Annotated in this window: 20 protein-coding genes; 9 read left to right on the forward strand and 11 right to left on the reverse strand. The window is 66.4% G+C overall.

Features of this window, described 5'->3' with window-relative positions; all coding sequences use genetic code 11:
• Nucleotide 1: 1 nt before the first annotated feature.
• From ASC89_RS00945 to murQ, 6 genes are all read right to left on the reverse strand, one after another.
• Nucleotides 2–1006, reverse strand: coding sequence for a serine hydrolase (locus ASC89_RS00945; protein ID WP_055875123.1), 1005 nt, complete (start codon nt 1004–1006; stop codon nt 2–4).
• Nucleotides 1003–2730 carry an ABC transporter ATP-binding protein gene (locus ASC89_RS00950; protein WP_055993932.1) on the reverse strand — a complete coding sequence of 576 codons (1728 nt, stop codon included), beginning with the start codon at nt 2728–2730 and terminating at the stop codon, nt 1003–1005. The genes ASC89_RS00945 and ASC89_RS00950 overlap by 4 nt, the downstream gene beginning before the upstream one ends.
• Nucleotides 2727–3566: an ABC transporter permease gene (locus ASC89_RS00955; RefSeq protein WP_055875117.1), complete on the reverse strand. Its 840-nt coding sequence runs from the start codon at nt 3564–3566 to the stop codon at nt 2727–2729. Before ASC89_RS00955 ends, ASC89_RS00950 begins: the two co-directional genes overlap by 4 nt.
• Nucleotides 3566–4525, reverse strand: coding sequence for an ABC transporter permease (locus ASC89_RS00960; protein WP_055875114.1), 960 nt, complete (start codon nt 4523–4525; stop codon nt 3566–3568). Before ASC89_RS00960 ends, ASC89_RS00955 begins: the two co-directional genes overlap by 1 nt.
• Nucleotides 4526–4638: 113 nt before the next feature.
• Nucleotides 4639–6159 carry an ABC transporter substrate-binding protein gene (locus ASC89_RS00965; RefSeq protein ID WP_055993934.1) on the reverse strand — a complete coding sequence of 507 codons (1521 nt, stop codon included), beginning with the start codon at nt 6157–6159 and terminating at the stop codon, nt 4639–4641.
• 78 nt (nt 6160–6237) lie between these two features.
• The gene (gene murQ / locus ASC89_RS00970) at nt 6238–7173 is read right to left on the reverse strand and encodes an N-acetylmuramic acid 6-phosphate etherase (protein ID WP_055993936.1); all 936 of its coding nucleotides are present in this window, start codon (nt 7171–7173) and stop codon (nt 6238–6240) included.
• A 158-nt stretch (nt 7174–7331) separates the two neighbouring features.
• Between murQ and ASC89_RS00975 the strand changes: the two genes are divergently transcribed.
• The 7 genes from ASC89_RS00975 to ASC89_RS01005 all read left to right on the forward strand — a co-directional run bounded on the left by ASC89_RS00975 (nt 7332) and on the right by ASC89_RS01005 (nt 14551).
• Nucleotides 7332–8192 (forward strand): MurR/RpiR family transcriptional regulator, encoded by an 861-nt coding sequence (locus ASC89_RS00975; RefSeq protein WP_055994873.1) that lies wholly within the window; start codon nt 7332–7334, stop codon nt 8190–8192.
• A complete protein-coding gene (locus tag ASC89_RS00980; RefSeq protein WP_055993938.1) occupies nt 8189–9217 on the forward strand; it encodes a glycoside hydrolase family 3 N-terminal domain-containing protein in 1029 nt (342 codons plus the stop codon). Before ASC89_RS00975 ends, ASC89_RS00980 begins: the two co-directional genes overlap by 4 nt.
• 75 nt (nt 9218–9292) lie before the next feature.
• Nucleotides 9293–10903, forward strand: coding sequence for an ABC transporter substrate-binding protein (locus ASC89_RS00985; protein ID WP_156384490.1), 1611 nt, complete (start codon nt 9293–9295; stop codon nt 10901–10903).
• 59 nt (nt 10904–10962) lie between these two features.
• Nucleotides 10963–11940: an ABC transporter permease gene (locus ASC89_RS00990; protein WP_055875101.1), complete on the forward strand. Its 978-nt coding sequence runs from the start codon at nt 10963–10965 to the stop codon at nt 11938–11940.
• Nucleotides 11941–11943: 3 nt separating this feature from the next.
• Nucleotides 11944–12831: an ABC transporter permease gene (locus ASC89_RS00995; RefSeq protein WP_055875098.1), complete on the forward strand. Its 888-nt coding sequence runs from the start codon at nt 11944–11946 to the stop codon at nt 12829–12831.
• Nucleotides 12828–13643, forward strand: a complete 816-nt coding sequence (locus ASC89_RS01000) for an ABC transporter ATP-binding protein (RefSeq protein WP_055875096.1) — start codon at nt 12828–12830, stop codon at nt 13641–13643. The genes ASC89_RS00995 and ASC89_RS01000 overlap by 4 nt, the downstream gene beginning before the upstream one ends.
• Nucleotides 13640–14551: an ABC transporter ATP-binding protein gene (locus tag ASC89_RS01005; RefSeq protein WP_055993942.1), complete on the forward strand. Its 912-nt coding sequence runs from the start codon at nt 13640–13642 to the stop codon at nt 14549–14551. The genes ASC89_RS01000 and ASC89_RS01005 overlap by 4 nt, the downstream gene beginning before the upstream one ends.
• Before the next feature lie 173 nt (nt 14552–14724).
• Here the strand turns inward: ASC89_RS01005 and ASC89_RS01010 are convergent, their stop codons facing one another.
• From ASC89_RS01010 to ASC89_RS01020, 3 genes are all read right to left on the reverse strand, one after another.
• Entirely contained in the window at nt 14725–15552 is an 828-nt protein-coding gene (locus ASC89_RS01010) for an NlpC/P60 family protein (protein ID WP_244488369.1), read from the reverse strand.
• A gap of 61 nt (nt 15553–15613) precedes the next feature.
• On the reverse strand, nt 15614–16750 hold the full coding sequence (locus tag ASC89_RS01015) for an NAD(P)/FAD-dependent oxidoreductase (RefSeq protein ID WP_055993945.1): 1137 nt from the start codon (nt 16748–16750) through the stop codon (nt 15614–15616).
• 67 nt (nt 16751–16817) lie between these two features.
• Complete coding sequence (locus ASC89_RS01020; RefSeq protein ID WP_055993947.1) at nt 16818–17483, reverse strand: peroxiredoxin; 666 nt, start codon at nt 17481–17483, stop codon at nt 16818–16820.
• Nucleotides 17484–17618: 135 nt separating this feature from the next.
• Between ASC89_RS01020 and ASC89_RS01025 the strand changes: the two genes are divergently transcribed.
• Complete coding sequence (locus ASC89_RS01025; protein ID WP_055993949.1) at nt 17619–19322, forward strand: BTAD domain-containing putative transcriptional regulator; 1704 nt, start codon at nt 17619–17621, stop codon at nt 19320–19322.
• 77 nt (nt 19323–19399) lie between these two features.
• On the opposite strand, the gene ASC89_RS28340 is transcribed toward ASC89_RS01025, so the two are convergent.
• Together ASC89_RS28340 and ASC89_RS01030 are read right to left on the reverse strand one after the other, a co-directional pair.
• Nucleotides 19400–19573 carry a hypothetical protein gene (locus tag ASC89_RS28340; RefSeq protein WP_156384448.1) on the reverse strand — a complete coding sequence of 58 codons (174 nt, stop codon included), beginning with the start codon at nt 19571–19573 and terminating at the stop codon, nt 19400–19402.
• 194 nt (nt 19574–19767) lie between these two features.
• Entirely contained in the window at nt 19768–20754 is a 987-nt protein-coding gene (locus ASC89_RS01030; RefSeq protein WP_055993951.1) for an SDR family oxidoreductase, read from the reverse strand.
• 182 nt (nt 20755–20936) lie between these two features.
• Here ASC89_RS01030 and ASC89_RS01035 point away from each other — a divergent pair, with 182 nt between their 5' ends.
• Entirely contained in the window at nt 20937–21698 is a 762-nt protein-coding gene (locus tag ASC89_RS01035; protein ID WP_055993953.1) for a sugar phosphate nucleotidyltransferase, read from the forward strand.
• The last annotated feature ends 2 nt before the right edge of the window (nt 21699–21700 follow it).

Raw genomic sequence — 21700 nt, forward strand, 5'->3', positions numbered from 1 at the left:
CTCAGTTCTCGTTGACCAGGTCGCCCACGGCGCGGCGCAGCGCGATGATGCCGCTGTCAAAATGTCGGGTCGGGTGCACGCGGTTGGTGAGCAGCGTCCAGGCCCGTCCCGTGGCGAAATCGATCCACAGGCCCGTGCCGGTGAAACCGGTATGGCCGATGGTCTCAGCCGAACAGTGATCGCCACCCGACCAGCCTTCATAGGGCCGCTCCCAGCCATGGGTGCGGCGCGGCGACAGCGCAGTGCGCATCAGCGCAATGCTGCCGGGCGCGGCGCCGGTGCCGGAGAGGAGGCCCTGCGCGTAGTCGAGCACCGAGCTGGCCGTGCCGAACAGCCCGGCATGCCCGGAGCCCTGCAGCGCGTAGCAGTTCTCGTCATGTACTTCGCCGACGATGACCCGGCCGCGCCAGGCGTCCCGCTCGGTGGCGGCGCTCAGTTGCGGGTCGGCTGACCAGCCGAAGCCAGGACCCGGGTCCTGCTGCCGGATCAGCTTGCCGCTCAGCCGCTCGAGCGCAATGCCGAGGAGGATAAAGTTGATGTCGGAATAGACCGGCGGCCCCGCCTGCCATTCGTTCTGCAGCACCCAGGCGCGCAGCAGGTTCGGGTCGTTCCCATAGGTGTAGATCGGCACCACCCCGGGGAACGGCGTCTGGTGGCCGAGGCACTGCCGGAAGCTGAGCTTCCGCTCCCAGCTGTTGTCCGGGTTGTACTGCCGGAAGTCGGGGATCACCGAAGTCAGCGGCGCATCGAGATCGATCGTGCCCGCCTCGGCCAGCGCCAGGATGCGCGGCGTGGTGAAGATCACCTTGGTGAGCGAGGCGAGATCGAACCAGGTGTTATCAGTCATCCCCCGCTCCGCCGGCACCAGCTGCGCCGAGCCGATCGAGCGGACGGCACGGTTGCCGTCGCGGTCGACGACACCCAGCACCCCGCCGGGGATCCGCTTCGCTGCTACCGCCGCCTGCAGCGGCGCGAAAGCGCGATCGAGAACAGCGGTAAGACTCATGCAGTTTCCTCCACGCGCACGCGATGATCGTCGCCCGCCTCGCGCCACTTTGCTGCCGGCGGTTCGAACCCTGCTGGACGCACCAGCGAGGGCACCTGGGTCACGTCGACGGCAAAATGCTGGCGCCGCCGTTCGATCGCCGGCACTGCCGCGATCAATCGCTTGGTATAGCTGTGCTGCGGTGCGCCGAGCACTGCCGCCGCCTTGCCGATCTCGACGATCTGGCCGGCATACATCACCGCCACCCGGTGCGCGATGCGCTCCACCACCGCCATATCGTGCGAGATGAAGAGGTAAGCGAGGCCGAACTCGCGCTGCAGGTCGATCAGCAGTTCGAGCACCCGCGCCTGCACGCTGACATCGAGCGCCGACACCGCTTCGTCCAGCACCACCACATCGGGGTTGAGCATCAGCGCCCGGGCGATGCAGAGCCGCTGCCGCTGTCCGCCCGAGAACTGGTGCGGGTAGCGGCTGAGCGCGTCCTTGGTCAGCCCGACCCGCTCGAGCAGGAACACCATGCGCTGGCGCAGCTTGGCGTCGACGCGCTGGCCCGCGGCGATCGCCGGTTCGGCCAGCAGGCCCTCGACATTGAGGCGCGGATTGAGCGAGGCGTAGGGGTCCTGGAACACCATCTGCACCGGCCGGCCGCTGCGGCCGGCCTTGGCTTCGATCCGGCCGCGCGTCGCTTTGACGAGGCCAAGAATGGCCCGCGCCGTGGTGGATTTGCCCGAGCCGCTTTCGCCGACAATGGCCAGCGTCTCACCCGGCCTGAGCTCGAAATCGACGCCGTCGACCGCATGCACCGCGCCGGTCTTGCGCCGGAACAGCCCCTTCAGCACCGGAAAGCGCACGGCGAGGTTATCGACCGTGACGATCGGCGCCGCGTGCGAGCCGCCATCGCTGCGCACCGCACTGCCGGAGGTGAAGTGCGGCACCGCTTTCAGCAAGTGCCGGGTGTAGTCGTGCTGCGGGTTATCGAGCACGCTGTCGAGCTTCCCCTGCTCCACCGCCACGCCGTGCTGCATCACCATGATGTCGTCAGCGATGCCGGCGACGAGCCCGATATCGTGGGTAATAAAGATCATCGCCATGCCAAGCTCTTCCCGGAGCTCGGCCAGCAGCGCCATGATCTGCGCCTGCACCGTCACGTCGAGCGCCGTGGTCGGCTCGTCGGCGATCAGCAGTCGCGGGTTGCTGGCCAGCACCATGGCGATCATCACCCGCTGCCGCATGCCGCCCGACAGCTGGTGCGGGTAGTATCTGAGCCGCTGCGCCGCATCAGGGATGCGCACCCGCTCCAGCGCCTCGCGGGCCGCCCGGGTTGCTGCGGCCCCGACCAGGCCACGATTGAGCCGGAAGGCTTCCTCGATCTGCGCCCCGACGGTGTGCACCGGGTTGAGCGAGGTCATCGGCTCCTGAAAGATCATGCCGATCTCGCGGCCGCGGATGCGCTGCAGCGCCGGCTCGTCCGCCGCGGTGATGTCGATCGCCGCGCCGTCGGCGCGCTGCAGCGTGATCTTGCCCTTGGTGATGCGCCCGCCGCCGAAATCGACCAGCCGGTTGACCGACAGCGCCGTCACCGATTTGCCCGAGCCGCTCTCGCCGACAATGGCGAGCGTCTTGCCGGCCTCGAGCCCGAAGCTCACGCCCTTCACCACCTCGTTGTCCCGGGGTTCACGGCCGAACCCGACATGCAGGTCCCGGACCTCGAGCAATGTGCTCATGCGGCCCTCCCCTGCGTGCGCGGATCGAGGATGTCGCGCAGCGCATCACCGAGGAGGTTAAAGCCGAGGATGGCGAGCATGATGGTGAGGCCGGGGAAAATCATCAGCCAGGGGGCACGCGTCATCATCGACTTGCTCTCGGCCAGCATCACCCCCAGCGATGGGGCCGGCGGCTGCGTGCCGAGGCCGAGGAAGCTGAGGCCGGATTCGGTCAGCAGCGCCCAGGCCAGCGCCAGGGTGATCTGCACCGTCAGCGGCGCGACGAGGTTGAGCAGCAGGTGCCGGGTCAGGATATAGCCCTGCGAACTGCCGAAGGTGCGCGCCGCTTCGACGAACTCGCGTGCCTTCAGCGCCAGCGCCGGCGCCCGCACCACGCGGGCAAAGATCGGCGTATAGACGATACCGATGGCGACAATGCTGGTCACCATGCCCGCCCCCTCGATCGCCACGATCAGCAGCGCGAGGAGGATCGCCGGAAAGGCCAGCAGCACATCCATGGTCCGCATCAGCACCCCATCCCACAGGTGTCCCCACCAGGCGGCGAATAGCCCGATCACCGCCCCGGCACTCGCCGCGACGGCGACCGAGGCGAAGGCGACGATGAACGACTCGCTGATCCCCAGCATCAGCCGGCTGAAATTGTCGCGACCAAGCAGGTCCGTGCCGAACCAGTAGGTAGCGCTCGGCGGCTTCAGCCGATCGACGACGAACTGCTTCAGCGGATCGTGCGGCGTCAGGCCCACCACGCCGAGCCCGGCGAGCACGAGGAAGATGAAAATGATCGCCGCACCGATGCGGCCGCTTGGGTGTCGCCACACCGCCTTGAGCAAGCCCATCACTTGCCCCCGAGCCGGATGCGCGGATCGAGCGCCGCATAGGCGAGATCGACCAGGAGGTTCACGACGAGGAAGTTGAGCGCGATGAACAGCACGGCGCCCTGCACCAGCGGATAGTCACGCTGGCTGATTGCGTCGAGCGTCAGCCGGCCGAGCCCCGGCAGGGCGAAGATCTGCTCGACGATCACTGCGCCACCGAGGAGGTAGCCGAACTCGACGCCCGACAGCGTCACCACCGGGATCAGCGCATTGGGCAGCGCATGCTTCCAGACCACGTCACGCTGCGAGGCACCCTTGCTGCGCGCTGTGCGCACATAATCGTCGCTCAGCACATCGAGCATGGCCGAGCGCGAAATGCGGGTCACCGCGGCTGCGAAGCTGAGGCCCAGCGTGATCGACGGCAGGATCATCTGGCTGAGATTGCCGATCGGGTCGACGAATAACGGGGTGAACGAGCCCATTGCCGGCAGCATGCGGAAGGTCACCGAGAGGAAGTAGATCAGCACCAGCCCGACGACGAAGCTCGGCGTCGATTGCCCGAGCATGGCGAAGAGCCGCACCACCAGGTCGGAGGGCCGATCGACGCGGGTCGCGGCGAACACCCCCGCCGGAATGCCGACAGCCAGCGAGATCAGCATGGAGAGAAGCGACAATTCGAGGGTGAGCGGGAAGCGGGCGAGGATCACCTCGAGCACCGGCTTGCCATAGGTCACCGAGATGCCGAGATTGCCTTCGAACAGCCCGGCGAGCCAGCGGCCATATTGCACGACGATCGGCTGATCGAGGCCGAAATAGGCCGCCAGCGAGGCGCGCTGCGCCTCGGTCAGCAACCCCGCTTCGGTCCCCAGCATGGCGATGATCGCGTCGCCGGGCACCAGCCGGATGGCAAAGAACACCAGCAGCGATACGCCCAGCAACACCAGCGGGAACGTCAGCAGCCGTTGCGTGAGATAGTTCATGTCGGCCGCACCCGCCTGTTGGTGAGGCGGGCCGTGGGGCCCGCCTCCTAGGAGCGCTTTCAGGAAAAGTTGCAGAGTTTTCCGGTTCGAAAGCGCGACAGAAATCTATGCGCTTACTGACCCACGGTCACCTTGCTCAGCGCGAACAGCAGGTTGCTCGGGTTGATCTCGTAGCCCTTCACGCTGTCGAGGTTGGCCGTGTAGGTCACCGTGCTGGAGATCCACACCCACGGGGCCTGCTCAGCCAACCGCGCCTCGAACTGCTGGAAGATCGGCTTGCGCTTCGCCACGTCGGTTTCGACCCGGCCTTCCTGCAGCAGCTTGTCGAGCTCGGGATCGGAGAAGTTCGACACCTTCACCAGGTTGCCGTCCTTGGTGAAGTAGCGGTTGTACATCGGGTACGGATCCGGACGGCCACCGTTCTGCGCCACCGCCATGTCGAAATCGCCCTTCAGCCAGGTGTCGACATAGACCTTGAGATCCATGGTCTTGATGTTGAGCTTGACGCCGATCGCGGCGAGCTGGCTCTGCAGCACCTGCGCCTCGTTGGCGGCATAGGGCGGCTCGCCGGTCGCGGCGATCACATCGACCGAGAAGCCGGCTTCCTGGCCCGCTTCCTTCATCAGCGCCTTGGCCTTGTCGACGTCCTGCGTATAGCAGAACAGCGTCGAGGGGTCGGAGGCGTAGGCTGCCATGGTCAGGGGACCGGTGACCTTGCCCTCGCCGATCAGCGCGGTATCGATGATCTCCTGCCGGTTGACGGCGCACGAGATCGCCTGCCGCACCTTGAGGTTGTCCATCGGCGGCCGCGACGGGTTCATCTGCAGCACGTTATAGGCGAGGCCCGGGATGCGGTTGAGGGTCATGCCCTGCTCGCCCGGAATGAGCGTCGCGATGGTCGGGTCGTTGAACAGCGCGAAATCGATCTGGTTGGCGCGCATCGAGTCGATGATGGCGCTCTCGCTCGGCAGCACCGAGATGGTGATGCCGTCGACGCCGACCTTGCCGCCGGCCCAGTTCGGGTTGGGGCTGAGCACTTCCTTGACGTTCGGATCCCACTGGTCGAGCTTGAACGGGCCCGAGCCGATGGCGGTGGTGCCGATGCTGCCATCGGTCACCGCGCTCGCCGGAACGATCGAGGCATTAGTGCCCGACATGGCGACGAGGATCGGCGCATCGGGCTGGCTCAGGTGGAACACCACCGTCTGCGGGTCGGGCGTGTCGATCGAGGCGATCGAGGTGAAGTTGGCCCGCGCCGCGGCGGCGGTCGCTTCGTCGAGCAGGCGCTCGAACGAGGCCTTCACGTCGGCCGAGGTCACCGCGTCGCCGGTCGAGAATTTGGCGTTCGGGTCGAGCTTGAAGGTGAGGGTCAGTCCGTCGGGCGAGAATTCCCAGCTCGTGGCGATGGCGGGCGACACATTGTAGTTCGCGTCGAGCCGCACCAGCGGCTCGTAGATCAATTCGAGCAGGCGCAGCGACGAGAACGCCGTCTGCTTGTGCGGGTCGAGCCCGGTCGCATCCTGCGACCACGCCATGCGGAGGCTTGCGGCCTGAACCGGCAGGGCGAAGGCGGTGGTCAGCGTTGCCGCGACGGCAAGGCCGGCGAGCAATCGTTTGGTCGTGGTCAAATGCATGGTGTTTCCCTCTCTGTTTTCAGTCTCGGCCGATAACGGCAGCGCCGCTTCGGCAGTCGCTAGATCGTCGTCTACTGCTCACGCACCAGCTTCGAGCGCGCGTCTCAGGAACCCGCCGGCGCCCGCCATGGCGGTGCGCGCCTCGGCCACATCGAGGCCGGTGAGGATGGTCAGGATCGCCAGCTTCACGTCGTTGCCGGTGCGCTCCAGCGCCGCTTCGGCGACCTGCTCGGGGCAGTCGGTCGCCTGCATGACGATGCGCACCGCGCGCGCCAAGAGCTTCTCGTTGCTGGTCCGCACGTCGACCATCAGGTTCTGGTAGGTCTTGCCGATGCGGATCATGCTCGCGGTGGAGAGCATGTTGAGCACCAGCTTCTGCGCCGTGCCCGACTTGAGCCGGGTCGAGCCGGTGACCACCTCGGCGCCGACCAGCGGCGCGATCGAGATGTCGGCGAGGCCGGCAATGGCGGAGTCCGGGTTGCAGGTGAGCCCCACCGTTACCGCGCCGAGCGACTTGGCGTAGTTCAACGCGCCGATCACATACGGAGTGCGGCCGCTGACCGCGATCCCTACCACCACGTCGCGGTTGGTGAGGTCGATGGCCCTGAGGTCCGCAGCGCCGCCTGTGGCGCTGTCCTCTGCCCCTTCGACGGCGCTGACCAGCGCGCCGAGGCCGCCGGCGATCACCCCCACGACCATCGTCGGTGGCACGCCGAAGGTCGGTGGACATTCCGAAGCGTCGAGCACCCCCAGCCGTCCGCTGGTGCCGGCGCCGATATAGATCAGCCGCCCGCCCTTGCCGAACGCCTCGACGATCTTGTCGACCGCCTGCGCCACCTGCGGCAGGGTCTTGCCAACCGCCTCGGGCACCAGCCGGTCCTCGGCATTGATGGTCTTGACGATCTCCGGCGTTGCCATCAGGTCGATGCCCATGGTGCGCGGATTGCGCTCCTCCGAGACGAGCTGTTCGAGCTCGCTCAGCAAGGCCCGGCGATCGCTGACGACGGCGGTCATGGGCGGCTATCCGGGCGAATATCGCTTGGGGATTCGGTGCGTGACATCGGGACTCCTGAACGTCGGTGGAAGGTAGAAACTCCGCGCTTTCGCTGTCAATTGTTTTCATTGCGGACGCACGGATTGCACTTTTGTTTCGCGTGGGTATGAATGGCGCGATGGGGATTCAGTCGAACATCGAGGCGTCCGCCGCGAGCTTCACGCCGACCATGCGGCGGCTCGCCAAGGCCATTCGCGACAACCCGGCGATCGTCCTCGAAAAGACCATCTCGCAGATCGCCGAGGCCTGCGGCACCTCGGTCGCCTCGGTGGTGCGCTTCTGCCGCGCCGTCGGGGTCAGCGGCTATGCCGAGCTGCGCATGTCGCTCGCCACCGAGCTCGGCAAGGAGGCGGCGCAGTTTGGCTCCGGCCTGACGCTGGGCGCCGAAATTGCCCGCACCGATACGCTCGAGGAGATGGCCGCCAAGGTCGCCTCGCTCGAAATGCTGGCCATCGAGGAAACCGTATCGAGCCTCGATTTCAGGACGCTCGAGCGGGTGGTCACGGCGCTCGACCAGGCCGAGCGCATCCTGCTGTTCGGCATCGGCGCCAGCCACTTCGTCGCCCAGGACCTGCACCACAAGCTGTTCCGCGTCGGCCGCAACGTCTTCCTGATGGCCGATGCGCACGAGGCCTGGACCGCGGCGTTGCTGTCGCCGGCCCGCACCGTCGCCATCGGCTTTTCGCATTCCGGCACCACTGCCGACACGGTGCAGTTCCTGAAGCTCGCCAAGGACAACGGCGCCCTCACCGTCGCCATCACCGGCTCGCCGGAATCGCCGCTGGCGCGCGCCGCCGAGGAACGCCTCTTCACCCACGCTCGTGAAAGCACGCTGCGCGCCGGCGCCATGGTCAGCCGCATCGCGCAACTGGCGCTGGTCGATTGCCTGTTCATGGGGGTGGCCCGGCTGCGCTACGAGCAGACCATCGACGCGCTGAAGCGCACCCGCGACATCACCCATCCCGAGCAGGCCGTATGACCACCAACTCCGAACCTTTGGCCCTGTTCGTCGGTGTCTCCGGCTACGAGCTCACCGCCGACGAGACCGCGTTTCTCCGAGAAGCGAACCCCTACGGGCTGTTCCTGTTCCGCCGCAACCTCGACCATCGGGAGCAGGCCAGGCGCGTGTGCGCTCAGTTCCGCGAGGTCGTCGGCCGCCCCGACGCGCCCATCTTCATCGACCAGGAAGGCGGCCGCGTGCAGCGGCTCGACAACGGCAACTGGCCGAGCTTCCGCGGCCTCGGCGCCTTCGGCGCGCTCGCCAGAAAAGATCTCGCGCTGGCCAAACGCGCTTTGCGCCTCTCGACCCAGGCCATGGGCGCCATCATGACCGACCTCACCATCGACAGCGGCACCACGCCGGTGATCGATCTCGCCCGCCCCGGCACCCACGACGTGATCGGCCAGCGCGCCCTCGGTGACGATCCGGAGCTGGTGGTGACCCTCGCCCGCGAAGTGATCGACGGCATGCTCGAGGTCGGCGCGCTGCCGATCATGAAGCACATTCCGGGCTATGGCCGGGTCACCGTCGACCCGCATTTCGATTGCCCGGTGGTCGACGCCGCGCTCGACGATCTGCGCGCCACCGACTTCCAGCCCTTCATCAAGCTCCGCGACACCCCCTGGGCCATGGTCGCCCACCTGATCTTCACCCGGATCGACGCCGAACGGGCCGCCTCGGTTTCGCCCGAGGTCTACCGTCTGATCCGCAACGACATCGGCTATGACGGCGTGCTGATCACCGATTGCCTCAGCATGGAGGCGCTGAAGGGCACGCCGCGAGAGCGCGTCGCCGCCGCCCTCGCTGCCGGATGCGATATCGCGCTGCTGACCCAGGGGGGTCTCGAGGCCAGCATTTCGGCCGCCGAAGGCGCACGCCCGCTAGCTGGGCAAACGATCGAACGAATCACGCGCGCAACGCGCAAACGCGGTAACCTTCGCGTGGATGCCACAGCGCTTCACGCTGAAGTCGAAGGGATTTTTCGGGAGAACGGCCTCGCCTGAGGCGGCGCCACGATAAAGAGGAGACTGGAAGTGTTAAAGAGCAAGCTGATTGCGGCCACCGCCCTGGCGCTCGCGATGACTGCACCTGTGAGTGCGCAGGTCGTCCTGACCGTCAGCTCCGAGCAGACCACGACCTATGTGCGCAACTTCAACCCGTTCAACCAGACGTCGGCGCGCGCCACCACCAAGGATTTCATCTACGAGCCGCTGGCGATCTTCAATCGCCTCGCCGGCGCTAAGTGGGAATACCGGCTGGCCGAGAGTTTCGAGCTGGCCGACGACCTCAAGTCGATCACCTTCGTGCTGCGCGACGGGCTGAAATGGTCGGATGGCCAGCCGCTCACCGCCGATGACGTGGTGTTTACCTACGCCAACCTGACGAAGTTCCCGGCGCTCGATTTCAACTCCGTCAGTAAGCTGATGGCGTCGGTCGAAAAGCTCGACGCGCGCACCGTGCGCTTCAACCTCGCCCAGCCCAACTCGCTGGTCGCCACCACCATCGTCGCCATGCCGATCGTCCCCCAGCACATCTGGAAGGACGTCGCCGATCCGGTGACCTTCACCAACGAGAACCCGGTCGGCTCCGGCCCGCTCACCGAGATCACCCGCTTCACCCCGCAGGTCTATGAGCAGTGCCGCAACCCCAATTACTGGGATGCCGCGAGCCTGCACGTCGATTGCATCCGTATGCCGCAGCTCGCCGACAACCCGCAGGTGCTGGCGGCTTTGGCCGATGGCACGCTCGACTGGGCGACGAGCTTCATCCCCGATATCGACAACACCTTCGTAGCCAAGGACCCCGAGCATAACCACTACTGGTTCCTGCCCTCGAGCCTCGTCGCCTTCACGCTGAACCTCGAAAGCCCCGACGCCAACAACAAGAAGGCGTTCAACGACGTCAACTTCCGCCGCGCCGTCAGCATGCTGATCGACCGCCGGTCGATCATCGATATCGCCGGCTACGGCTATCCGGTGATCAACGAAGATCCGGCCATGCTCGGCTCGTTCTACAAGGCCTTCGGCAACCCCGAGGTGGTCACCCAGTTCGGCCAGTACGGCAAGTTCGACCTCGAAGCCGGGAAGGCTTTGCTCGAGCAATCCGGTTATGTCGACAAGGACGGTGACGGCTTCCGCGACAACCCGGACGGCACGCCGATCGCCATCGACATCGAGATCCCCAACGGCTGGACCGACTGGATCGATGCCGTGCAGATCGCCATCGAGACGCTGAAGCAGGGCGGGCTCAACGTGAAGATGTCGACCCCCGAGGAATCGGTCTGGGCTTCGGATCTGATCGACGCCAAGTACTCGATGTCGCTCAACGCCATCGCTTCGGCGGCCAACCCCTACTTCCCCTATATCCGCTCGTTCAACCCGGCCGATTTCGGCAAGAGCCGTACCTCGGCACAGCGCTGGACCGACCCGGAAGTGGTCGAGATGCTGAACAAGTACACCCAGGTGAAGGACCCGGCCGAACAGAAGTCGATCATGGATGCCATCCAGCTCAAGGTGGCCGCAGCCATGCCGGTGATCCCGGTCTACAACAGCCCGTCCTTCTACCAGTACAGCACCAAGCGCTTTACCGGCTGGGCCAACGCGGAGAACCAGATCACTTCGCCGGTGGTCTCCAACGCCAACCCGGGCCGCCTGATCCAGCTCCTGGCGCTGCGTCCGGTCGCGCAATAATCCGCCACCAGCGAGGGCGCTTCAGGCGCCCTCGCTCCCCCACCTAGCGAAGAGATCCAATGGCCTTTCTGCTCCGCCGGCTGGTGTTCTACCTAGCGGCCTTCATCGCTGCGGCAACCATCAACTTCTTCCTGCCGCGCCTGATGCCGGGCGATCCGATCCAGAAGATGTTCGCCGGCGCCGGATCCGACCTGTCGCTGGAAAACCTCAACGCGCTGAAGCTCACCTTCGGCTTCATCGACGCGCCGATCGGCGAGCAGTATCTCGCTTATTTGAAGAGCGTTTTCACCGGCGATCTCGGCCGCTCCATCCGCTTCTTTCCGCTGCCGGTCACCGAGCTGCTCGGCCGCGCCCTGATCTGGACCGTCGGCCTTGTCGGCACCGCCACCATTATCGGCTTCACCATCGGCACGCTGCTCGGCGTCATGGCCGCCTGGCGCCGCGGCACCCGCTTCGACACCATCATCTCGCTGCTCTCGATCTTTTCGAGTTCGGTGCCGGCAGTGGTGGTCTCGCTGATCACCCTGTTCGCCTTCGGCTATACGCTCGGCTGGTTCCCCAACGGCTATGCCGCCGACCCGATGCTCGATCCATCCTGGGGGTGGGACTATGTCGGGAGCGTCCTCTACCACGGCACCCTGCCGATGCTGACCATGGTGATCGTGTTGACCGGCGGCTTCGCCGTGACCATGCGCAACAACATGATCAACCTGCTCGGCGAGGATTACATCGTCATGGGCCGCGCTAAGGGACTGTCCGACCGCGGCGTCATGCTCTGGTACGCGGCGCGCAACGCGCTGCTCCCCACTGTCTCGGCCCTCGCCATCTCCTTGGGCGCCGTACTCGGCGGCTCGCTGGTGACCGAGGTGGTGTTCAACTATCCCGGCATGGGCAACACGCTCTACCAGGCCATCCTCGCCCGCGATTACCCGGTGATCCAGGGCGCCCTGCTGATCATGACCGCGGCAATGCTGACCGCCAATTTTGTCGTCGATCTCAGCTACGTGCTGCTCGACCCACGCCTGAAGCGGGCCTGACCCATGACCCTCCTCACCCAATTGCTGCGCAACAAGAAGGCCCTGGTTGGGGTGACCATCCTCGCGATCGTTATCCTCGTCGCCATCTTCGCGCCGCTGCTCACCGAATACAGCCCGACCCAGCGCGTCGGCCGGCCGCATCAGGCGCCGTCGGCCGAGCATCTCCTCGGCACCACGCGGCTCGGCCATGACGTCTTCACCCGGCTGCTTTACGGCGCCCGCATCTCGCTCGCCGTCGGCTTCGGCGCCGGGCTGCTGATCACGGTGATCGGCACCGTGCTCGGCATCATTGCCGGCTACAAGGGCGGCGTGGTCGATGAGGTCATCACCTTCCTGACCAATATGGTGCTGGTCATCCCCAACCTGCCGCTGCTCTTGGTGCTCGCCGCCTTCATCGGCCAGGCGAGCCCGCTGGTCATCGCCGTCATCCTCGGCTTCACCTCCTGGGCCTGGGGCGTGCGGGTCACCCGCTCCGAGACCCTGTCGATCCGCCAGCGCGATTTCGTCAAATCCGCCGAGATGCTGGGCGAACCCAGCTGGCGCATCATGGCGTTCGAGATCTTCCCCAACCTGATCTCGATCGTCGGCATTAACTTCATCGGCAGTGTGCTGTTCGCCGTGATCACTGAGGCAACGCTCGAGTTCCTCGGGCTGGGCGACCCCAACACCGTCTCCTGGGGCATCATGCTCTACAACGCCCAGAACGCCTCGGCCCTCTCGGTCGGCGCCTGGTGGGACATTCTCACCCCCTGCTTCGCGCTGGCGGTACTCGGCCTTGGCCTCGCGCTGATCAACTTCGCCATCGACGAGATCGCCAACCCGCGGCTCAGGACCGGCGGCATGCTGGCGCGCTGGACCGGGCTGATCCGCCGTGGGGAGGGCACGCTGTGAACGACCCCGTCCTCTCGATCCGCAACCTCTCTATCGACTACATCGGCGCCACCACCGATTTCCATGCGGTGAAAAATGTCAGCTTCGACATCGGCAAGGGCGAGTTCTTCGGCCTTGCCGGCGAGTCCGGATGCGGCAAGAGCACCATCGCCTTCGCCATCAGCCGCCTGCATCGCCCACCGGCGCTGATCCGCACCGGCAGCCAGATCCTGCTCGATGGGCGCGACGTGCTCACCCTCGACGACCAGGCTTTGAAGCAGCTGCGCTGGCGCGAGGTCGCCATGGTGTTCCAGAGCGCCATGAACTCGCTGAACCCGGTGCTATCAATCGAGCGCCAGTTCTACGATGTGCTCAAAACCCATACCGGCATGTCGCGGCTATCAGCCCGGGCCCGCGCCGCCGAACTCCTCAAGCTCGTCGATATCCCGGCCGACCGGCTCTCGGCCTATCCACACCAGCTCTCGGGCGGCATGCGGCAGCGCGTCGTCATCGCCATCTGCCTCGCGCTCAACCCAAAACTCCTGATCATGGATGAGCCGACCACCGCGCTCGATGTGGTGGTGCAGCGCGAGATCCTCGAGCGCATCCACAAGCTGCGCCAGGAGCTCGGCTTCTCGGTGCTGTTCATCACCCACGACCTGGCGCTGATGGTGCAGGTCTCCGACCGCATCGGCATCATGCTGGAAGGCGAGCTGGTCGAGGTCAACGACGCCCAGGCGATCTACCGCACGCCGCAGCACGGCTATACGCGAAAGCTCTGGGCCTCGATCCCGCGCCTCACCGGCAAGCCGATCGCCGAGGTCACGCCATGACCGACACGGCCCCCATCCTCGCCCTCGACAATGTCTCGAAGGTCTTCAACCGCGGCGGCAGCACCGTGCATGCGGCGCGCGCCGTGTCGTTCGCGCTCCATCCCGGCCGCACCCTGGCGCTGGTCGGCGAATCCGGCTCGGGCAAGACCACCGCCGCCCGCCTGATCATGCGCGAATACCGCCCCGACCAGGGTCGCCTCCTGTTCCGTGGCGAGCCGATCGAGGGCAGTGCGGTGCGCGACATGAAGGCCTATCGCAGCGCCGTGCAGATGGTGTTCCAGGATCCATTCTCCTCGCTCAACCCGGTCCACACCATCCGCTACCACCTGGAGCGGCCGATGCGGCTGCACCAGCCGAGCCTGAAGGGTGCGGCGCGCGACGCCGCCATCGCCGAAGTGCTCACGCGGGTAAAGCTTGACCCGGCGCTGATCCTGCCGAAATACCCGCACGAACTGAGTGGTGGCCAGCGCCAGCGCATCAGCATCGCCCGGGCGCTGGCGGTGAACCCCGAGGTGATCATCGCCGACGAACCGACCTCGATGCTCGACGTCTCGGTGCGGCTCGGCATCCTGAACCTGCTCAACGACATGAAGCGGCAGCTCAAGCTCGCCGTGCTCTACATCACCCACGACATCGCCACCGCCCGCTATGTCGCCGAAGACATCATGGTGATGTATGCCGGCCAGATCGTCGAATGGGGCGAGACCGAAAGCGTGCTCGGCAACCCGCAGCACCCCTATACCCGCCTGCTCCTCTCTGCCGTCCCCGACCCCGACCGCCGCTTCGGCGACACCCGCTTCAGTGACGAGCTCGACCGCATCGACCTGATCCGCCGCCAATCGGCACTGGAGCAGCCGGAAGTGCGGGAGATCGGTCCCAACCACTTCATCCGGCCGATGCCGGTGTAGCTGTCGTCATTTTGCCGGTCGCGGGTTTACCCCCTACCTCGCCCCGCCCACCGGGTGTCATCCCAGCGAAAGCTGGGACCCATCTCACAGCCCGCGCTGGCGGATAGTTGGATCCCGGCTTTTGCGGGGATGACATCGAGTGGGTGGCTACGACAAGGCGGGACGGAAGCCGCTCAGATCCGCCGATACCCCGTCGGCTCGCCGCCTCCCAGGCGGCTGGTCCGTTCCACCACCTCGGCCAGCGGCTCGATCGCTACCGCCATGTGGAAGGAGTTGGCGTGGATGATCTCGCTCGGGCTGGTCAGCATCGCCACGTGCCCACGCCAGAACATCAGGTCGCCGCGCCGCAGTGCCGTGGTCGCGACCGGCTCGCCCATCGCGGCCTGCTGGTCGCTGTCGCGCGCACAGTCACGCCCGGCGGCATACAGCGCCTGCTGCACCAGCCCCGAGCAGTCGAGCCCCAGGCTTTCGCGCCCGCCCCACTGATAGGGCGTCCCGACAAACCGCTCGGCAACCGCCACATAGTCCGGCGCACGGTCGCCAACCGGCGCCAGATGCTCCGCGACGAACCAGCCGCCGGAGGTTTTCACAAACCGTCCCTCGCGTCCCTCCTCGGCCACCAGCGCGTTCAGCGAATAGAGTCCGACCGGCGGGGCCTTGATGCTGGGCGCACTGAACCCATAGGTCCGTAGTGCCCGTATTGTATGGGTCGGCGCGGCGCCGGGCGCCCCCAACGCCGCCGCTGCGACATAGCCGACATAGCCGTCCCGCCGCGCCTGCCCGAAGGCCCAGCCATCGGTCTCGTCCAGCACCTCGAACAGCTCGCCGAACAGCAGCTGATCGAGCTGCTCGGCCTCTGCCGAGGGCGTACGGCGCAGCGCCGCCGAGGGAATTCGTGCCTGCCGTACGCTGGTCTCGACATAACGGCCTGCGGGGACGATCCCCTCGAGCGACCGCGCAGCAATTCCATCACGGGCGAGGGTCAGGCGTGGATCGAGCAAGGTGGGGTGTCCCATGGAAAGTGGCGGCGCAGAGCCCGAAGCTAGCCCGCCATTTCACCCCTCACAACCCGAACCAGCGAGCCCGCCGCGATGCGCCGAAATGCTGCTTGTCGGTGCGGAGGCTCACCGAGGGCTCGTAGTAGTTGCCGGTGGGCTGCGGGCCGGAGAAGAAATCCACCTCGACCTTGCCGATACGGCCGCCGCCAAACTCGATGTAGCAGGTGCCGAACCCGTTGTACGGCACCGCCTCTCCGGTCTGCCTGAGCTTCGCCACCAGCGCGCTCGCTACGGCTTTCGCCGCGCCTTCAGCGAACACCCCAGCCTTCGGCGTGCCGGTCGCCGCCCCATCGCCCACGGCGTAGACATTGTCGTATTTCGTCTCCAGGGTCCGCGGATTGACCGGGATCCAGCCATTCTCGGACATGCCGCTCTCGAGCACCACCGGCGGCACCCGGTGCTTGGGGACGCCGAGGAACAGCTCGAACGGCATTTCCCGCCCGTCGTCCAGCACGGCGACATTGCGCGCATTGTCGACCGAAGCGACGCGCCGGCTCGGGATGAACTCGATGTCGCGTTCGGCGAAGGCGGCGAGCAGCGCCCGCGACGTTTCTGGCGACGGCGGCACCGGGCTACCGAGCGGCAGCACCAGCGAGATCCTGCAGTTCTGCCGCACGCCGCGCTCGACCAGGTAGTCATGCAGCATCAGCGCGCATTCGCTCGGCGCCGGTGGGCATTTGTAGGGCGCGCCGCATACCCCGATGATGGCGTTGCCGCTGCTGAAGTTCGGCAGCAGCTCGCGCAGCCGCTCCGCCCCCGGGATCGAATAGAATTCCGTGGTCCCGGCGAGCCCCGGCGTCGCCTCGAAATCGTACTCCGCTCCCAGCGCCACCACGAGATGGTCCGCTTCGAACACGCCGTTATCGGTGCTGACCCGCCGCGCCACCGGGTCGATCGCCGTGATGGTGCGCTTGAGCAGCTTCACCCCCGGCTTGGCATAGGCGCTGTATGGCATCCGCACCGCCTCGGCTTCGGCATGGCCGAACATCACGTCGAGCTTGGAAAAGCCGAACATGAAGGAATCCGATTTGTCGATCAGCGTCACGTCGATGCTGTCGCCCAGTTGCTCGGACAATAATGTCGTCAGTTCGAGGCCGCCAAAGCCGGCGCCAAGCACCAGGATGCGGGGTTTGCTGCTCATATCAGTCTCGCCGGTTGGTATTGCTGGATGGTGACGGAGGCGCCGGAAGCGCCTCCGCATTGTTGGCTCAGGTGAGCACCGGCTGCGGCACGATCCGGATGTAAGGCTTAGGCTCCTTCCACCCCTGCGGATAGAGCGTCTTGGCCTCGTCGTTCGACACCGAGCCGGCGATGATCACGTCGTCGCCTGGCTTCCAGTTCACCGGCGTCGCCAGGCGATGCTTGGCGGTGAGCTGCAGCGAGTCGATCACCCGCAGCACCTCGTCGAAGTTCCGGCCAGTGGTCATCGGATAGGAGATCACCAGTTTGATCTTCTTGTCCGGCCCGATGATGTAGACGTTGCGCACCGTCTGGTTATCCGCCGCGGTACGCCCATCCGAACTCGAGCCCGCCGAAGCCGGCAGCATGTCGTAGAGCTGGCTGATGGCCAGCGTCGGGTCGCCGATCATCGGGAAGTTCGGTGCCGTGCCCTGCGTCTCCTGGATGTCCATGGCCCAGCCGGCGTGCTTGTCCACCGGGTCGACCGACAGCCCGATCACCTTGACGCCGCGCTTGTCGAATTCCGGCTTCAGCCGCGCCATGTAGCCGAGCTCGGTGGTGCAGACCGGCGTGAAATCCTTGGGGTGAGAGAACATGATCCCCCAGTCATTGCCCAGCCACTGGTGGAACGAGATCCGCCCCATCGTCGTATCGGCGCTGAAGTCGGGAGCCATCACATTGATATTGAGAGTCATTTCGGTGTCCTTTGTCTCTGGAATTCGATTGCCGGGACACCTTAGGAAATCTATGTTCCGCCAGCGTTCCCCGACGGGGAACGCTTGGTGACGGCCCGTCAACTGGGCGCGGCAACAGCTCGGGGCGGTGCTGTCTTGCGTGTTTCGATCACTTTGCTCGGCCGCTTCGGCGTCAGCGTCGATGGCCGTCCGATCCCGACCGCTGACTGGCGGCGCGACCGGGCCGCCGCACTGGTGAAGTTTCTCGCCATCACCCCGGCGCATCGCCTGCATCGCGAACAGCTGATGGAAGCGTTCTGGCCCGAGCTCGATACCGAGGCCGCCGGCGCCAACCTGCGCAAGGCCATCCACTTCGCCCGCCGCACCCTTGGCGCGCACGAACTCATCACCCTTGGCAACGACGTCGTTGCGCTGGCGCCGGAAGCCGAGCTCAGCGTCGACACCGAACAGTTCGAGGCGGCGACCAGGGAGGCGCTGAGATCCCGCGATGCCGCCGAGTTCGAGCGGGCCGCCGACCTCTATCCTGGCCAGCTGCTGCCCGACGACATCTATGTCGATTGGCTCGACGCCCCGCGCACCCAGCTGCAGCAGCGCTACACCGAGCTGCTGCGCGCCGGCGCGCTGTGGCAACGACTTATTGCCCACGACCCCACCGACGAACAGGCGCAATGCGCCCTGATGCAGCGGGCCCTCGATGCCGGTAACCGGGTCGAGGCGATCCGCCAGTTCAACCAGCTGCGCGACAACCTCCACGCCGAGCTCGGCGTCGGCCCCAGCGCCGCGGCGATCGCGCTCTACGAGCAGGCCCTGGCGCTGTCCAGCGCCGAGCAGCCCGACCCATCCGACCGCATCCGCGCCTCGCTCGCCTGGGGCCTGGTGCACCTGCAGAGCGGCGAATTCGACCGGGCCAGCGAGATCGCCCGCGACACCCGCAACCAGGCGCTCGCCGCCAACCTCGCCCGCGAGGTCGGCCAGGCCAGTGCATTGCTCGGCCTCTCGGCCAATATGCAGCAGCGCTGGCCCGAGCTGTTCCGCTCCGAGTTCATCGAATGGGTGCGGGCCCGCCCCACCTTTGTCCGGCACGTCTTCGACGGCCACCTTTGCCTCTCGGAATTCTGCCTCTGCAGCGCGCACGGCCATGCCGGGATCGCCGCGCAGTCGCGCGAGCTGCTGGCTGTCGCCACCGAAGCCGAGTCCGTCGCCGGTCGCGGCCTCGCCAACCTGCTGCTGGGCGAAGTGGCGCTGTTCTCGGGTGAACTCGATGCGGCCGAAGCGCTGCTCGAGGATGCCGAAGACCAGTTGCTGGAAGCCGGCGCCGTCGCCGGCCGCGTCCTGGCGCTGGAACGGTTGGCCGAGATCGCCCTTGAACGCGGCCAGAAATGGCGCGCCAATCGGCTGATCCAGCGCGGGCTCGGCGAGGCCGAAGCCACCTGGCTGTCGCCGCACCTCAACATGCGCATGCAGGCGCTGGCGGTGCGCGCCGCGCCGACCCGCGAGAAGGCTGCGGAAGCCATCCTTGCCGGCGACCGGCTGCTGACCAATGGCGCCTGCCAGCCCTGCTCGATGGCGCTCCGCACTGCCTCAGTCATCGCACTGGTCGAGGCCGGACAGCTGCACGAGGTCGATCGCCGCCTCGCCGATGCCGAACGCATCGCCGGTATGTGGCATGGCGGCCCGTGGGCCGCGGCTTTATGGGAAGCCCGGGGCGTGCAGCGCCGCGCCCAGGGGCACGAGGTCCGGGCGCTCGCTGCCTTCGACGAAGCCGCCTCGCGCTACGCCGAACTCGGCCGCCCCCGCGACGCGGCGCGCTGCCTCGCCCGCATGAAAGACGCCGCCTAAATCACTTCAGCAACGAGCGACCCACATTCCCGCTTTCGCGGGAATGACCCGGTGGCGGCCGCTCGATCGCGAACGTCCTAGTCGTAGGTATCCTCGTCCGCCCTGGCGCTGATGAACCCCGCGGCGCCTGGCATGTCGGGTGCTTCGTCCTTGGCCGCCGGCTTCACCGGCTTGTCCTTGGCCTTCTGCGCCTCTTCATGCCTGCCGTGTCCGGCCGCGTCTTTCTTGTGAGCCTTGTGCTTGTCGCTCATGGCATCCTCCTGTTGCTGTGAAGGAGAACGCGCCAGCCCAGTTTTAGTGCCCCCCCTGCTCCCTCCCCCTTGAGGGTGGGTGGGGGTCCATCGGCGATCACCGCACCACCCCCTCCCTCAATCCCTCCCCTCCTAGCGGACGCGGCAGCGCCGCGGGGAGAGGGAAGCGAGGACTGGAGGATCGCTGCAGCCGCTCACCGCCCTAGCGCTGCCTGCTCCGAGGTGATCCTGTCCATCAGCGGGTCGAGTTCCGTGTTGACCGGCGCGTTCGCTGCCAGCCGCTGCTTCAGGAAGCCGATCGACTCCTCCAGCACTTCGTCGAGGTTCTCCGAGCAGTTAAAGTCGCCCGCGACCCGCTTCACCTTGGAATTGTCGAACAGCGCCGACCAGGTCTTGTCGCCGATCAGCGGCCCTTCCCAGGCCTTGTTGTAGGCGACCAGCGTGTCGGACGGCACATGCACGATATCAGGCGTCAGCCCGACGCCGCGGCCGATGGCATGATAGATGTCGTCCCAGCTATAGCCGCGGTCCGAGGTGATGTGGAAAATCTCGCTCAGCGCCCCGTCCTTGCCGAACAGGTTGACGAACGGCACGGCGAAATCCTTCGAGCGCGTCAGTGTCCAGGGCGAAGTGCCGTCGCCGGCAACGATCACGGGTTTGCCCTGCTGCATGCGGCGGATGACGATATCGCCCTCGCCCATCATTGTCGGCAGCCCGGTGCGCACCGTGTGGCTCGGCCGGACGATGGTCCATGGCAGGTTCTTCGCCTCGGCCAGCAGCTTTTCGCAGGCGATCTTGGCCTGGCTGTAGCCCCAGTAGGGGTTCACCGCCGGGGTCTGTTCGGTGATGATGTAGTGCCGCGCCGGCTTCTCGTAGACCGAAGCCGACGAGATGAAGATGTACTGCTTGGTGTTGCCGGCAAAGGTGGCGATATCCTCGGCCATCTGCTCGGGGGTGAACACCATGAACTGCGCCACCACGTCGAACTTGTGCCCGCCCAGCGCACGGTAGGCCGCCTGGTCCTTCATGTCGCCGACGATCGAGGTCACCCCCTTCGGCAGCGCCGCATCGCGCTGCCCGCGGTTGAACACACTGACCTTGTGCCCTTGGCTGACCGCATATTCGACGCATGGCAGCGAAATCTGCCCGGTACCACCGATGAAAAGTACGCTGAGACTCATGAAATCCTCCTCGAGTATGAGGAGCGTACCTCATAACCGGTCCGCCGCGACTGCAACCTTCGACGCAGCCCGGGGCGCCAAGCCATTCAGCGATTGTGCGCACGCGAACAACCGCCTACCACTTCTTGTCGACGCGCCGGATCTGGGCACGGCAAGTCACCTGATCACCTCGGGACCGTAGCTTGATCAACATCGTCATCCCGATGGCCGGCCGCGGCTCGCGTTTCGAGGGCACCGCCGAACGCGTGCCCAAGCCGCTGATCGAGGTGCAGCCCGGCCGCCGGATGATCGAGTACGTGGTCGATTACCTGCGCCTCGCCGAACCGCACCGCTTTATCTTCGTCTGCCAGGCCGAGCACGCCCGCCGGCACCGGCTGGCCGAACTGTTCGCCACCCTGGCCCCCAGCCATGAACTGGTGCTCACCGACGCGGTGACCCGCGGCCCCGCAGCGACAGCGCTTCTTGCGGCGCCCCTGCTCGGGCCGGATGATGAGTTGCTCGTCGCCTATTGCGATTGCTTTTTCACCATCGATGTCTCGGCCTTTCTCGGCCGCCTGCGCGGTGCATCGGCCGATGGCGGCGTGCTGATCTTCCCCTCGACCCAGCCGAGCGATGCCTATGCCCTTGTCGATCCGCAGGGACGCATCTCGCAGATCGTCGAGAAAGAGGTGATCAGCGGCGACGCCGTGGCCGGGCTGTTCTATTTTCGCCGTGGCGAGGCGTTCGTCGGCGCGGCCGAGGCCGCCATCGCCGCCACCCCGGCTGACCGGGAGGCGTTCGTTTCAAACGTCTGCGACCGCCTGATCGCCGATGGCGGCACCGTTCTCGGCCAACGCATCGATCGCCGCCAGTGGATCGAAATGGGCACCCCGGCTGACCTCGCGCTCTCCCGCCAGTGGCTCGCGACGCATCGGCCGACGGCAATGCCAGGCCGCCGAGGGTGAGG

It is taken from the genome of Devosia sp. Root413D1 (assembly GCF_001425235.1).
GTDB lineage: Bacteria > Pseudomonadota > Alphaproteobacteria > Rhizobiales > Devosiaceae > Devosia_A.